This is a genomic window from Flavobacterium sp. RHBU_3 (assembly GCF_046613565.1).
In the GTDB taxonomy this organism is placed as follows: Bacteria; Bacteroidota; Bacteroidia; order Flavobacteriales; family Flavobacteriaceae; genus Flavobacterium.
The window spans coordinates 1-15,892 of record NZ_JBKJHC010000017.1; the positions used below are offsets into that span (position 1 = coordinate 1).

Below are 15,892 nucleotides of genomic sequence, written 5' to 3' on the forward strand. Positions count from 1 at the left end.
TTATATTTAAACATGAAAATATTGCGTATATAATATGAAAATAATGCGGATTTAAACTGTGAATTGTTCGTGTGGAAAGTGTAAATTATGCGGTTTTTTAAGGTGTAATACACGTTTTTTGTTCGTTAATAATACTGCTCTTTGTTCGGTTTAAAAATAAAACGCCTTTTGCTGGTGGCAAAAGGCGTTAGTGGAGTCGCCATGGGAATCGAACCTAAGCCCTGAAACCCTTGCGATTTCTACGTTTTACATCATCAGCATGTGAACTGCACCGATTTTGCACCTTTAATTTTAGTAGCAAAAATGCGGATTTAGGACATACTTTTCATTTAGTGGAAGCACCGGAATTAAAACTGCATTAAAACCTCTGTGAAATAAGGAGGACTAATTTTGCAATTTTCTAACTGCACCTATTCTGCACCAAATGATTATCTTAAAACTTTACTACAAGAAGCTAATAGATTAGAAAAGAACGTTATAATCATACTGCAAAATTAATAAGATCAATTAGATGGACAAGTTAAAGTGTTTTTTAGGTTAAAACTTTTGGTTACGGATAGTTTGACCATATTTTCAGATGTTTTCAATAGTAGTTCATAATTTCTTTCCCTCAGGAATCCTGTATAAATCGCCAGCTTCTTTATCACTTAATACCTATTTTGGGGTATTATATAAATTCATTCTTTTTAGTTGTAAATCAATAAGATAACTTCATTTTCTTTATGATGTATTTCAAAATACGCATCCATGAAAGGAAAGGCGTTAATCTGAAAAGCCTAAAGAGAGTAGGGAGAAAATAACTTTAAAAAATTAAAAGTATGTCAGAGCTAGTCAACGCAACACCCCAAAAGGGGAGTACGTACCTTAAATTAAATATTTTAGTGCCAATCCCTTTATTACAGGAATCAAAAAATAGCCCAGAGGATATTTCTATTGGATTTATGACTAGTGCTGGTGCAAGTTTTAAAATTACAAGTGATGATGGAACTATTATTAAGGAGCTTTTTGATGCTTCCGGTGTAACAAACTGGTACAAGCTTAGTTCTTTTTCAAAGTTCAAAGTATTTAATTTTAGCGGAAGGGTATACTTTTGCTACGACAAAACATTTAGCGGGCCTAATGAACCAGCCCAAAATATTACTCAACAAAGCTTTTACTATCGGTACGATAAATTTGAAATGACCTTTAACGGCAATCCGGCTGATAGTGCTGATACTACCAGTATTGATTACTGGAGCATACCCATTACATTAAATGGTTTAAAGGGTGGCAAACAAACCAAACACCCTAAATCGCATAAAAAAAACAGTGTAAACGCTTTTATTAATGGTGCCACGGCACAAAAAATTTATGAAAAATTAAACGCCATAACAAGCCCTACGCCGCCATTCCATATTTCCGGCGCTATACCCGCATTGGTTCCGGGGCCATACAACGTAACTCCCCCTAAACATACCAGATTTTGCCGAGTAATCGGTCCGTCGTCATTTCCGACTTTTTGCCCGGGTAACCCAGGTATACCTGTAATGCCCTATAATATTATGCTTAATTACTTGGAAAGTTTATACAAAATATTTAAAAACAAAGAATTCGCAAGATTAAAAGGGAATTTTGCGGGTGTTTGTATCAATAACGATCCCCCACCACCCTATGGGCCGCTAGCTGCGCAAATCTATGATGCATCCGTTACATTTTTAAATGATCCCTCTGCCAGCTACCATAATCAAAACGGAAAATTTGTTATGGAAGTGTCTGGTAAAGGCAACAAGTTAAACTCACGAGGTGGTGCCGAAGATACTTTTAGCATGCAGTTTAAAATAGATGACCTGTTAAATCCATCGGGCATATATGGAGCCAGTGCAGCTTTCACACTTAAATATTTCCGCGAGGGTAGCAGTAAGGCAACAATAATAACAGAGTCGCCGCAAAATGATCTGTTTGGTTGGATAACAGGAGATCTGCTTGGAGGATTCAACATTGGAGCCATTGGAAGCACTGTGAAAGTAGATAACAAGGAAGTTGGAACCTTGCCAAGCTCAGAGTGGTATAATATACCACAAAGCAATATGTTTTCAAATTTGCAGCCCAACAACCCATTTTATAATCAGTATGCCGAGGTATTGAGCAAAACAACCGAAGCTTATAATTTTCCTTATACCGACAGGATTAAAGATTCTGGAGTATTAGTAAGCTTAAACCCGAGCCTTGTTGAAGAGCTTGAAGTTATCCTTGAAGATTCAACTGTACATCTTTAAGCGTTTTTAAACCATAATAAACCTAAATACAAAGGACCATGAATCATCACCCGGCAATTATTAAACATATCAAAGTACTTGCAGGTTTGCTAAAGCAGCCTACAGGTGCTTTTGACCCCTCAACGTTAGGCTCAGAATTTACCAAGGCTATAACCGAAATTGTACCCCTGCTGCCCGAAATAAAAACAGAGCTTATTACATTGAGTGAACTACCGGATGAAGTTTGGGTAGGTATACTTAAAGTAATAGAAACTGACGTTGAAATACTCCTGCTAATTTCGGTTACCAGGCAGGTATTTAAATTATTAATAAAACTACTGCCTAATGTAAATAAGGCCGACCTAGCAAAAGATATACAGAATACTTTTTATTGCATCTTGATAATTATTGCCGACCAAAATAAATGTAATGTATACATGCAAAGCCCGGCACATTATCAGGTTGTAAATCCGGACGAAGACTACTGGTTTAAAAGGATTGATACGGCGGGCAATCATCAGTTTAATACGGTAGATAAAAATTATCTGGTAAATTCTATACCAAAAGTTACCGTCGCCGATACTTATTATAATTCCGAAATTTACAACAGCCCCTACACTACGCTATTGCCTCAAAATGTAATGGCAAATACCTCACAGTTAGAAATAATATCAGATAGTATTGAGTTAGGTAATTTTATTTACGATCTTTTTATAAGTGTGCCATATGCGGCTACGCACAATGTTGTTTTTAAGGCTAATATAAGAGTAGAAAACCTTTTGGGTGGCTCGCGTGGCTGGGGTTTTTGGAATACCAATGCTGTGCCTGTACTGGGAATGAAAGCAGCCTGGTTTTTACAGCAAAACGGCGATGTGGCAGACCCCAGGAATAATGGTTTTTTTGTACAGGTATTTAATGGATTCGAATACAATCACGTTAGGTTAGGGCTTCCCCTTGACGAGCTGCCTCATGAATATATGATCATATTAAACAGCCATTTTGTTAAATTTTTTATTGATGGAACTGAGGTTGCCAATTTTGACCAGAAGGATGCGGTACCTAATGGGCCAATGGCTTTTCATAATTGGGTTGATAATGCTGTATTTGATTTTTATGAACCGGTAAACCGGATTAACCGTTTAGGCAAAAAGCATCTGCAGACTACTTCAGGCACACGAAAAAACATTACCGCTACAATGGCCATTTACACCATTTAAGTTTAACATTTTACACTATTAAAAACTCACCTATTATGAATAAGCTGCTGCGACACTTGGTTAATGTGGAAAACAATATCGTAAACGATATAGAGCACATTGTAAAAGATATAGAGCGTGAGATAAAAGAGTTGCCCGTAGGAGACCTTACTATTCAGAGTTTTTATAGTCCGACGGCTATTTTACCACAGGCGCAAAGCAACAGTCAGTTGGCTGGCTGGTTTTCAAAATATCACCCACGGTATAATATCAGTAGCTGGTGCTTTTTCGGTCATATTGAAGATGAGGGAGGTAAAGTAGCCGCCATTAACAGTATTGTGCAATATCAGCAATTTCAAGGCCAATCCCCCTATATGGCCGAATGGTCATACTGCGATGACAAAACCGACGGGTATGTGGTTGCACCGTTTTTGGTTGATGAGGGGAATGCTGCCTATACCCAGCCATTTGCCATTACAATTGATGCCAACCCTATATATGGTGGCTTACTAAGCCTTTCTTTAGTTTCAGGGCAATTTGGGAGCGTGAACGCTAAATACTGCATAACCGGGCAAGTTATTGCCGCACCCGATTTGCTTGATATTTGGGAGTACGAGGTATTGATGACAGATACTTTTGGTTGTATGCAGGTGGGCTATGGCCCTTCATCATTCCTGCCGCAGTGGCTTACACCGGAACAGGCAAACCAGGTAAAAAAACATTTTAACGGCGATGTACATGCTTATTTAAAAAGCAGTAATGATAGGATGCTGGGCCAAGGCTCGTATTACTATTCAATCCCCCTGCTTAGGGTAGATAAGTTCAATATCCTAAAAAACGGTCAGCCATATTTTTTCGGTACAAAGGGTAATATGTGGATAGATTATGTGGTGCAAAGCTTTAACCAGGATAGCCTGGCTATAGTTAAAACAGCCAGCTGGCTGTTTTTTGCCATACAATTGCCTAAGGTAATTGATAAAAAAGGTAAAAGCTATCAGGCAGCCATCATGGTTTCTATTGTTGATGTTACCCAAAACGGTAAACAAACAAAATTGCCCATGGCTCGCTTTTATTGCGACAAAGATACCGATGCCGCCTATGCCGAAAATGGAGCCCGAGCTGCCTATTTTGAATGGGCTGTTGGCCAGGTATCATTAAAAACTGAACAAACCTACAATGGCTACCCTGTTGTGGTTAGTATTGACCTTAACAACCCTTTGGGCAAAGTACATATAGATGCAAAAGCCATCAGGGACAACCAGGTAATACCCGGAGTTAAAAAATACGAGGGTGTATATAACGCAACGGCCAAAATATCACTTGGCAATTTTGATGCTACAGGTGTAGATGGCTTTGCCTGGGGCGAGGTACATTGAAGCAGATACCTATTGCAATTCCACAACTCCAATCTTGTTATGGCTTTCGATTTAGGATGCTTTTGAAGCGGGAAATTACGGTCTCGACAATTATAAAGATAGCTGGGACTACAAACAAAGTAAGTACCATTGAGCTTGTAAGGCCACCAATAATAACCCATGCCATGCCGTTTTTCATTTCGGCAGATGCACCACTTGCCATTGCTATAGGGAGCATACCGAATATCATAGACAGGGTTGTCATTAATATTGGCCTTAATCTTTCCTTACCGGCTTCTATCAGTGCACTGGTGGTATTAAGCCCCTCAGTTTTAAGTTTGTTAGTAAAGTCTACAATTAGTATGGCGTTTTTAGATACCAGCCCCAACAACATTATCATACCTATGATGGTAAAAATATTCAGCGACTCCATAGTAAGTGCAAGTGCAAGTAAGGCCCCTATAAGGGCTACAGGTATAGAAAACAATACTACAAAAGGATATATGGCATTTTCGTATAATGCTACCATGATAAAATAAACCAATACAAATGCAGTGACAAGCGCGAAAATGAGGTTGCCAAAAGCGTCTTCCTGATTTTCAGTTTCACCTAGGTAATCTACCGTAATACCATCGGGTATGTTAATGCTTTTTGCCCCGACTTTTATTTCATCGCTTATTGTACCTGTAGAGCGGCCGGTAACGTAAGACTGTACCGTTATTGCCCCCATGCGGTCTATGCGCTGTAGCGCTGTTTCGCCTAACGATTCGCTTACGTGGGCAAACTGCCGTAGTAATATAACCCGGCCTTGGGTGTTTACAAATGGAAGGTTCTGTATATCAGTAACATTCGTCCGGTTAAAATTATCCAGCTGCACTTTTATGTTGTATTCGTTTCCCTGTTCTTTGTATTTGGTTTCATCATTTCCATTGAACGAATTTTCGAGTACTGTGCCTACAACCTTAGCGTCAAGCCCCAGCATGGCCATCTTGGCACGGTTCGGGGCAATTGTTATTTCGGGTTTTCTGTCCTTTACAGATAGTTGTACAAACTGTGTACCGGGTACTTTTTCTACGACTTGTTTATATGCCTCAGCAACTGCCCTTACCTGTTGCATGTCGAAGCCCTTTATTGCAATTTCAATGGGTGCGCTGTCTGCTTCGCCGGTGGGTGAAGTAGAAGCTGTAGAAAACCGTACCCCGACAATTGACCGGGTGAGCTTTTGCTGTATAAAGGTGCCAAATTCCTGCGAAGACATAGAGCGTTCTTTTCGGTCTACCAGTGTCAGTGTAATTTCTGCAAGGTTAGCATTAGCCCCGCTACCCGAAGCGCTACCGCTTACAAACCCCACATTTGCAAAAGCAGTAACCACTTCGGGCCGGGCTAAAATTATTTTCTCTGCCTGTTGTACGTATAAGTTGGTTTTGTACAAAGTTGCAGAAGGTTCGAGTTCTAGTTTTAGTACAAGGTTACCTTGGTCTGTAGAGGGCATAAAATCGGCCCCTATAAAGCCTGCCGGTACCAGTACTATGGTTCCGGCTATAAGCCCTATTGTTACAAGCAGCAGCCACCTTTTCCTGCGGAGTGCAACTTCAAGCAGTGTTCCGTAACTTTCCTTTATATTGAAAAGGAATTTCTCAAAGCTAAGGCCTGCCTTGCCCCATAGTGTAGTGTTTTTCAGGTGTTCTAATTTCCCGAAACGGCTTGCCAGCAGCGGTGTTATGGTAAACGAAACTACCAGGCTCATAAGTGTAGAGAATACCACTACCAGCGAAAATTCCTGTAATATACCGCCTATCATACCTCCGCTAAGTGCCAGGGGGAGGAACACCACTACATCTACCAATGTTATAGAAATCGCAGTGAACCCTATTTCGTTCCGTCCGCTAAGTGCTGCATTTTTTTTATCGGCCCCCATTTCCATGTGACGATAAATGTTTTCTAATACCACTATGGAGTCGTCTACCAAAATACCTACTACTAATGAAAGCGCCATAAGCGTCATTAGGTTTAGCGAAAACCCAAGCAGGTATATGGCTATAAACGTAGGGATGATAGATGCCGGTAACGCTACCAGTACAAAAAGTGAACTCCTTATACTGTGCAGGAAAGCAAGCATTACTAGGCCTACAATTAGTGCGGCGAGCATAAGGTCGTATACTACCGCATTTGCCGAATCAAGAGTATACTCACTCTGGTCTGTGGAAATGGTGAATTTGAGATTAGTTGCTTTGTGTTGTATTTCCTGTTTAGTAAAAGCCTGCTTTACTAATGCGCTAACTTTTACGGCATTGGCATCGGTTTGCTTAATAACCTGGATGCCTACCGATGGAACTCCGTTTATGTGGTTTATGGTGGCCGCATCTGCCGATGCGTCTGCCACATCTGCCACATCTTCAAGGTAAACTGTTCCGTTTTCTGGATCTTGAGAAATTATAGTTTGCCGTATCTGTTCAGGAGATGTTACATATACGTCATACCTGATGGAAAACTGTTTTTCGGTAGTTTGTACATTGCCGGCAGGATAAGAAAGGTTCGCATTGGCGATAGCCTGCGTAATCTGCTCTATAGACAGCCCATAGGCTAAAAGCTTTTCCCGGTTTACATTAATCCTGATTTCTCTTTTTTCACCGCCTATAATATCTACTTTTCCTACCCCTTCAATAACCTGTAATGCAGGGCGCAGTTGTTTGTCAATAAGATTATAAAGTTCGCGGGATGGTATATTGGCTGTTACTGCAGCCCTTATTACTGGGGCTTCCTGCATGTTTATTTTGCTTACAACAGGGTGCCCGGCTTTTTCGGGCAGGTCTTCCATAACCTGGTCTGCTTTCCGTTGCACATCACGTTCGGCCTGGTTAATATCAATTGTACTTTTAAAAGTAAGTTTTATGCCCGATACGCCTTCTTCTGAAGATGAAGTAATGGATTTAAGCCCTTCTACGGTAGAAAAGGCATCTTCAAGTTTTTTTGTTACCGAAGTTTCTACTTCAGCCGCCGATGCGCCGGGATACAGTACGCTGACTGAAACCTCGGGCATGGCAAAATCAGGTAGAAGGTTGTAGTTAAGGTTAAGGTAAGACCATGTACCGAAATACAGCAGCATGGTAAACGCCACCAATAGTAACAACGGTCTTTTTATGGCAATAGCGGTAAGTGACATGGCTTAGTTGTTTATAATTTGTATGGGTGAACCGTTATGAAGGTTAATTTGACCCGATATAATAACACGGCTTCCTGTTGTAAGACCACCGGTAACCTCTATTTGTTCTCCAAAGGTTCTACCAATTTTAATTTTTAGTTGGCGTGCCCTGCCGTTTTCTGCTATATATACCGAAGCGTTTTGGGTGCCTTGTAATAATGCCGCCCGTGGTATAAGTGCTATTTTTTTAAGTGTTTTATGAGACAAGCTTACGGTAACAAATGTGCCGGCCTTAAGGGGAGTAGCGGCATTATTAGGCGCAGATATTTCTACGGTATAGTTGTTTGCTCCATTGGCACGTGGGCTAATAAAATTAATGTTGCCTGAAAGCACGGCACCCGGGTAAACATCTGTAGTCAGTGTAACCTTTTGGTTTAAGTTTACCTGGTATACTTCCTGCTCGGTTAGGTTAATACTTACTTTTATTTTTTCAAGGTTCACTATAGTGGTTATTTCGGCACCGGCTGCAATAAAAACACCTTCCTCAGCCTTTTTTGTTTCAATAATACCTCTCACAGGTGCTTTAATAACAGCATTTGCAATTTGCCTTTTAAGTTGCCCCGACAGGTTCATGGCATCACTATAGTTTTGCCTGATTTCGTCAACTGTTTCGCGGGTAGCGGCATTGCCTTCAAGCAGCTCGGTATAGGTTTTCAGGTCATTTTTTAGTTTTAATACAGTGGATTCTGATTTCTGTAACTCCAGTTCCAGCAGGCTTGTATCGAGCTCGGCAAGCACCTGTCCTTTTTTTACCTTATCACCAAGTGAAAAGAAAAGCCGTTTTATATTTGCACTACCTGTGGCTACCACTGTGGCTTCGTTATATGGTGTAAACCTTCCTGTTTTTGCGAGTTTTATTTCCTGTACTTTTTCTGAAACTGTTGCCGTAGTTACCGGAATCCTTACGTTAGCCGTATTTGTAGGTTTTTCTTTCTCCTCTATTTTTTGCTTATTAGCTACAAGCTTAAAGGCAATAAGCCCTGCAACAATACACAGGCCTGTGAGTAGTAGGATTTTGTTCTTCATATTACAATGAATTATAAAACGTTTGTAAAGTACCTTTTGCTTTTTCCAGGTCTATGCCCGCCTGGTAAAAAAGATATAGCGAAGCCAGGTATATGTTCTGCGCTTCTTTTAATGCATATTGTGTATTAAGCCATTCGGTAAGGTTTGTGGTGCCTTTTTGCAGTTGCAGGCTGGTAACCTTTAGTACCTGCCCGGCAAGTTCTATATTTCGTTTGCCTATAGCTACATTGGTACGGGCCTGTACTAGCTTGGTACGGGCATTTTGGTAGTCTGCAGTGTACCTGCTTTCTGCTAGTTTCAAGCTTTCTTCGGCATTGGCATGTTTTAGTTTTGCCTGGCGGTAGCGAGAATCCCTGTTGTAGAAGTCCAGGAAGGGAATACTAAGTTTTATTCCCGCTGTAGCGTATGGGAAACTTTCGTTATAGGTATCTTTAAAATGGTCGCTGAAGCTTACTGCACCATACCTTAAATAGGCAGACAATACCGGCAGTGCCTCGGCTTTAATACGGGCTTGTTCGGTTTCAAGTATTTTTGCATTTACAACTTCAAGTTTGTAACCCGTCCTTTCCAGAGGAGAAAATGTAATGTTTGTGTCTTCATCAGCATCTATTTCCCAATGTGTGGCGGTATTCAGCTCTATATTATCGTTTATTGGGTATCCCATCTCAAACTTAAGTTCGTTCGTAGCCATCTCCAGGTTACTTTGGGCTATATGCATCTGAGAATTGGTGTTGTTGTAGTCTACCACAACTTTGTCAAGGTCTTTTTGCAGGAGTATGCCTTTATCGGTCTGTAACGTATAAATTTCTATCTGTTGTTTATAGGTGTAGCTATTGGTTTCCAGCAAGTCCAGTTGTTGCCTGTAAACTAATACCTGAAAGTAAGCCATGCTTATATTGTAAATAATGGCTTCCCTGTTTTGTACGGCATTAAGGCTGGCTTGTTGTTTCAGGTATTTGTTTGCCCTGATACCTGTGAGCAGTGACTGGTTAAAGATAACCTGTTCTGCCTGCACTACGGCATCAGTAGCGTAGCGCTGTGAAAGTGCCCCCCTGATTTCGTCTGGCCCGAAAACACCTGCCGGGATAATACTTTGCTGAAGCCGCAGGTTATCATCAAAAGCAGCACTGATGCTCACCCTTGGCAGGTATTCAGAAAGTACCTCTCGGGCTCTGGCATCGGCAATACGTTTTTCATTGGCGTAAATGGCATTGTTACGGTTGTTTTTTAAGCCGTAATCAATGCATCTTTTTAAGGTATATATTTCCTGCGCAGGAGCTTTAAAAGAAAGTCCCAACAGTAGCAGTAAAACAGTTTGTTTACCCATAGCGCTTTAGTTATAAACATCTGCAACAGCAGGTTGTTATACGCGGCTAAAGTAGGTAGGGCGGTAAAGTGTTTTTTTATATTTATACCAAATGGAGTTTTTTATATACCAAATAATGCGAAAATAATACCTGTTTTTTCAGACGAGGCTAAAGCAACGGTGACAGGCCGGGGAGAAGGGAATTATTTGCTAAGGAGTTTTTTGGTTACATATTCATCAAAAAAGAAATCACGGTATACATTACCAATAGGGATTTCGGCGCGGCCTATATATACGGTGTTGTTATCTACAGAATCTGTATGGTTAATGTTTATTATGTACGATTTGCTTACTCTTACAAACATGCTTTTGGGTAACTGGTCAAAAATGGTTTTTATGTTCATGCCGGTTATTACCTTTTGTCCTTCGGTGTGCATTACCACATAATCCTTAAGCCCTTCTACATAAAGAATATTTTTAAAATATACTTTAAACATCTTGCGGTCTGCTTTTACGAAAAAGTAGTCTTCGGTTACGTTTTCAATGTTATTTTGGCTGTAATCTGCTTTAAGCAGCTTCAGGTAAACAGTTGCTTTTTCTACAGCTTTTACAAATCGTTCGGCCTTTACAGGCTTAATCAGGTAATCTACAGCATCTACTTCATAGCTATCTGTAGCAAACTCAGAAAAGGCAGTGGTAAATATAACAAGTGTTTCCTTGGGTATGGTGCGGGCAAATTCAATACCGTTTACGCCCGGCATTTGTATATCCAGGAATATTAAATCTGTTTTATTGCCTGCCAGGAAGTTACCGGCAGCCTCAGGGCCGTTAAAAGTACCTATAAGCTCAAGCTGACTGAATTGTTCAACCAGCATTTGTATGGCTTCCCTTGCCAGCGGCTCATCATCTACAATAATACAGGTCATTAGTTATATTTTTATAATTAGGGTAACGGTGTACGTTTCCTGTTCATCTTCTATCTTCAGCATGTGCGATAACGGAAAAAGCAGTTCCAGCCTGCGTTTTATATTGGCCAGTCCCAGCCCTCCTGTTTTTTTTACGGCTTTTACAGTAGGTTTAGAATTTACACATTTAAAATACAGCTCATTATCTATTATGTCAAAGTAAAGGTGTACATAAGATTGCCTCGAAGCATCGTTATTATGCTTAACGGCATTTTCTACAAATGTAATAAAAAGTAAAGGAGGGATTTGAACACCACTGAGGTTACCTTCCTTAGATATCATGAAATGAAAATTATCGCGTCTTACTTTCTCCAGGTTTAAGAAATCTTCCAGGAAATGGATGTCTGAGGTAAGCAGTACTTTCAGCCTGCTGCTGTCATAAAGCTGGTAACGCAGCAGGTCGCTTAGTTTTACCAACACCTCAGATGCTTTATCAGGGTCTTTCTTAGTTAATACGTTTGCATTATTCAGCATATTAAACAGGAAGTGCGGATTAATCTGATTTTTCAGCTGTTCCAGCTCCGCATTGGTTTTTGCCTGCTCCAAGTCGTATATTAACTGGGCATCTTGTATCCATTGCTGAAATAGTTTCACGGAGGCAGAAGCCACGGTAAGTACTAATATAGAAAATGAAAAGGTGAGGAAGTTAAGGCTATCCTCTTCATAAGGCAACAGGTTGTGTCTTAAAAAATAAGAAGCTGTGCGGTGAATAATGCCGGAAACTATGATACTGGCCAGTATTGCCAGGCCATAACTAAGGTATTTTTTCTTAAACAGGAACCTGGGAACAAAAAAATACATATTGCTGTATGCCAAAAACAATATCTGAAAAAAGGTAACAGCCCTGCTGTAGGTTTCATAAGGTTCTTTATACTCTGGCGGGCTATAGTACAGTACTATTATACTAAACACTATAAGTATTAAATGGCGGTAAAGCCTGTGCTTTTTCGAAATGATAACCAAAAGCATCCAGTTGGTTTCCATTTTTTTTGTGTGTAAAGTTTCGCTCATGATCTGTAAAATATAGTACACAAATGTATTTTAAAAAGCAGGCGGGTAATTTTATATTATACCAAATATAAAATGGCATATACCAAATAAGCTGCTAAGTGTACATTATACCACGCTTCATATTTTACGGGTTTAAACACTTAAATGTAATGAATATATTTAATCACCAGCCCAAATATATTTAGTAGTGGTAATTCTTATTTTAATATAGTAAATACTCTGTTTGGTATATTATCTAAAATAAGGGTTTTGTAAAAAATTAGTTTAGCTCCGGATTTAATTATTAATTCAAATACTTAAAAATGGAGAAAAAAATCTTTTATGTATTACTGTTGGTCATCAGTACGGCCTTCAGTGCCTTGGCTCAGGAAAAAGCTACACTTAGTGGTACCATTGCAGACAAGTCTAACAATGAGACATTAATAGGCGTAAGCATTTATATTCCGGAAGCCAATGTGTCTATTACCACAAACTCTTATGGCTTTTATTCGGTTACGCTCCCTAAAGGAACTTATACCATTATGATAAGCTACATGGGATTTGCCGATGTGCAGGAACAGGTTTCGCTGCAGGGCAATACAAAGAAGGATTTTGCCATGGCAGAAAGCAGCCAGCAGTTACAGGAAGTTGTTATTACGTCTAACTCTAATAAGGCAAATATCCGTAAGCCTGAAATGAGTGTACACAAACTTTCTATAGCTACTATTAAAAAAATGCCCGCCGTTTTGGGTGAGGTTGACGTTTTGAAATCAATATTACAGCTGCCGGGTGTTACCAGCGCACAGGAAGGTGCTTCGGGGTTTAACGTAAGGGGAGGGTCTGTAGATGGTAATCTTGTGTTGCTGGACGAAGCGGTAGTGTACAACACTTCGCACCTTTTTGGTTTTTTCTCTGTTTTTAATTCGGATGTTATTAAAGACCTTAAGCTGTATAAAGGAGGAATACCCGCAAATTTTGGAGGTAGAATATCATCGGTACTGGATATTTATCAGAAAGAAGGTAATAATAAAGAATACCATGCCACAGGGGGTATTGGGCTTATTTCAAGCCGTCTTCTGGTTGAAGGGCCTATCGTAAAAGAAAAAAGCTCTTTTGTGGTGGCAGGCAGGGGCTCGTACATGCATCTTTTCCTTAAACTGGCCGATGAGCCTAACTCGGTTTATTTCTACGATCTTAATGCTAAGCTAAATTATAAGCTTAATGAAAACAACAACCTTTTTGTATCGGGCTACTACGGTTATGATTACATGAATTTTAATGATGCTCTTATAAACGATTATGGAAATACCTTTGTTAACGTAAGATGGAACCATATTTTTTCGGATAAGCTTTTCTCAAACGCTTCGGCTATTTACAGTGATTATGACTACGCTATAAGAATTAAGTTTGCTGGGCTAAACGGTATTACCGAAATAAAGAACTACAACTTTAAGTACGATTTTAAGCATTATGTATCTAACGATTTTATGCTTAATTATGGTATCAACTCTATTTATTACAACTTTAACCCAGGTACTATAACACCATTTGGCAATACATCAAGCGTAAACCCGGAACAGCTGGAGAGGAAATATGCTTGGGAAAACGCTGCCTACATAAGCGCAGAACATAAACTTACTAATAAGCTGTCTATGACCTATGGCTTGCGTTATAGTAACTTTTTAAGGCTGGGTGAAGAGCTAAGGAACACCTACGCAGATAACCGCCCGGTGGTGTTTAACGAGCAGTATCAAATATATGAGGAAGCAGAGCCTACAGGCACAAAGCAATATAAGACCAACGAAAAAATTGCAGGCTTTGATAACTTGGAGCCAAGGTTAGGGGTGTCTTATGCATTAGATGATGACCAGTCTGTTAAGGCAAGCTACAACCGTATGAGCCAGTATATACACCTTATATCTAATACGGCATCGGCCACACCTCTTGATATATGGGCACCAAGCGACCAGTACCTGAAACCGCAAATAGTAGACCAGGTAGCAGCAGGTTATTTCAGGAACTTTAGTAACGATAAGTACTCACTGGAAACAGAAGTGTTTTATAAAAAAATAAAAAATAAGTCGGATTACATTGACGGAGCCGATCTTATAGCAAACAGAGCCATTGAACGGGTAATGCTAAACGGAGAAGGCCGTGCGTATGGTTTAGAAGTTATGCTTAAAAAGAATACAGGCAAACTTACCGGCTGGTTGTCTTATACTTTATCGAGGGCAGAACAGCGTACACCGGGGGGAATAGCAGGTGGTCCCGGTATTAATAATGGAGACTGGTATCGAGCTAATTACGACAAAACACATAATCTGTCGCTTACAGGGGCATATCAGTTTACAAAAAAATGGTCTTTTGGGGCAATATTCACTTTTCAAACAGGTAAGGCGGCTACATTTCCTGACGGCAAATACCAGTACCACGGTATAACAGTGGCTAACTATGGGACAAGGAACGCCGATAACCTTTCGGCTTACCACCACCTGGATCTTTCGGCTACATACGTGCCAAAACCCGATAAAACCAAAGGCTGGCAGGGTGAGTGGGTATTTAGCGTTTATAACGCGTACGCAAGAAACAATGCTGCGTCATACAGCTTTGGGCAAAACCAGGATACGGGTGCCAGTGAGGCAAAAAGACTGTCTATATTCGGGGTTATGCCGAGTGTAACGTACAACTTTAAATTTTAAGGACATACAGTTTAAACTAAAAGCATTATAAAATGAATATGTATAAGAAGATATTAATGATAATAATAGGGTTTTCAATCATTTCCTGTGAGGAAGTTATTGATGTAGATCTTAATACGGCAGCTCCACGGCTGGTTATAGACGCCTCTATAAACTGGGTTAAAGGGACTCCTGGTAATGAGCAAAAGATTGTGCTTTCTACAACTACAGGCTATTACAGTCCTACGTTCCCCACAGTATCAGGAGCTGATATTACAGTTACTAATTCTACCGGGACGGTATTTACTTTTATCGAAACCACAGGGACCGGCGAGTACATCTGTACCAATTTTGAACCGGCAATAGGCGAAACCTACCAAATGACAATATTGCTGAACGGTGAAACCTATACTGCTACTGAAACCCTTACTGCTGCACCTGATATTATGGAAAATATAGAACAGGATAATGACGGTGGTATGGGCGGCGATGAAATAGAAATTACCTTTTATTACCAGGACGACCCTTCAGTAGTAAACTATTATCTCTTTGGAATAACATCACCAGCCGTAGCATATCCGTTATATGAAGTTGAAAATGATGAGAACAGCCAGGGAAATATAGTGCCTGAATTCTATTCGCATGAAGATTTAAAACCGGGTGATATCGTAAATATAAATTTATATGGCATATCTAAGCAGTACTACGATTATATGCATAAACTGATAATAGCCTCTGGTGCCGATGCCGGTCCCTGGCCAACGACTCCATCGGCAGTACGCGGTAATATTGTAAATCAAACCGACTTCCAAAATTTTGCCTTCGGCTATTTCAGGCTTGCAGAAGTAGATAAGAGAGACTATACAATACAATAATTTGGGTTAAGTACTTTGTTTTGTTTAGGTGCCGGCCTGCGTTATCGTATGCCGGCATTTTTTTA

10 protein-coding genes are annotated in these 15,892 nt (G+C 40.1%); 5 read left to right on the top strand and 5 right to left on the bottom strand.

Annotated features, from left to right (window positions below; translation table 11 throughout):
• The first annotated feature begins 818 nt into the window (after positions 1-818).
• The 3 genes from ACLI1A_RS18285 to ACLI1A_RS18295 are packed head-to-tail and all read left to right on the top strand — an operon-like array spanning position 819 to position 4,806.
• On the top strand, positions 819-2,255 hold the full coding sequence (locus tag ACLI1A_RS18285; RefSeq protein WP_411410141.1) for a hypothetical protein: 1,437 nt from the start codon (positions 819-821) through the stop codon (positions 2,253-2,255).
• A 38-nt stretch (positions 2,256-2,293) separates the two neighbouring features.
• The gene (locus tag ACLI1A_RS18290; protein WP_411410142.1) at positions 2,294-3,451 is read left to right on the top strand and encodes a hypothetical protein; all 1,158 of its coding nucleotides are present in this window, start codon (positions 2,294-2,296) and stop codon (positions 3,449-3,451) included.
• Between the two features lie 35 nt (positions 3,452-3,486).
• The gene (locus ACLI1A_RS18295) at positions 3,487-4,806 is read left to right on the top strand and encodes a hypothetical protein (RefSeq protein WP_411410143.1); all 1,320 of its coding nucleotides are present in this window, start codon (positions 3,487-3,489) and stop codon (positions 4,804-4,806) included.
• A gap of 37 nt (positions 4,807-4,843) precedes the next feature.
• On the opposite strand, the gene ACLI1A_RS18300 is transcribed toward ACLI1A_RS18295, so the two are convergent.
• The 5 genes from ACLI1A_RS18300 to ACLI1A_RS18320 form a co-directional block, all read right to left on the bottom strand.
• Entirely contained in the window at positions 4,844-7,948 is a 3,105-nt protein-coding gene (locus ACLI1A_RS18300; RefSeq protein WP_411410144.1) for an efflux RND transporter permease subunit, read from the bottom strand.
• Positions 7,949-7,951: 3 nt separating this feature from the next.
• Complete coding sequence (locus ACLI1A_RS18305; protein ID WP_411410145.1) at positions 7,952-9,013, bottom strand: efflux RND transporter periplasmic adaptor subunit; 1,062 nt, start codon at positions 9,011-9,013, stop codon at positions 7,952-7,954.
• Position 9,014: 1 nt separating this feature from the next.
• Positions 9,015-10,340: a TolC family protein gene (locus tag ACLI1A_RS18310; protein WP_411410146.1), complete on the bottom strand. Its 1,326-nt coding sequence runs from the start codon at positions 10,338-10,340 to the stop codon at positions 9,015-9,017.
• A gap of 182 nt (positions 10,341-10,522) precedes the next feature.
• Positions 10,523-11,245: a LytR/AlgR family response regulator transcription factor gene (locus tag ACLI1A_RS18315; RefSeq protein ID WP_411410147.1), complete on the bottom strand. Its 723-nt coding sequence runs from the start codon at positions 11,243-11,245 to the stop codon at positions 10,523-10,525.
• A 3-nt stretch (positions 11,246-11,248) separates the two neighbouring features.
• Positions 11,249-12,295 (bottom strand): sensor histidine kinase, encoded by a 1,047-nt coding sequence (locus tag ACLI1A_RS18320; protein ID WP_411410148.1) that lies wholly within the window; start codon positions 12,293-12,295, stop codon positions 11,249-11,251.
• Between the two features lie 302 nt (positions 12,296-12,597).
• Between ACLI1A_RS18320 and ACLI1A_RS18325 the strand changes: the two genes are divergently transcribed.
• Together ACLI1A_RS18325 and ACLI1A_RS18330 are read left to right on the top strand one after the other, a co-directional pair.
• Positions 12,598-14,973, top strand: a complete 2,376-nt coding sequence (locus tag ACLI1A_RS18325; protein ID WP_411410149.1) for a TonB-dependent receptor — start codon at positions 12,598-12,600, stop codon at positions 14,971-14,973.
• 32 nt (positions 14,974-15,005) lie between these two features.
• A complete protein-coding gene (locus tag ACLI1A_RS18330) occupies positions 15,006-15,827 on the top strand; it encodes a DUF4249 family protein (RefSeq protein WP_411410150.1) in 822 nt (273 codons plus the stop codon).
• Positions 15,828-15,892: the final 65 nt, after the last annotated feature.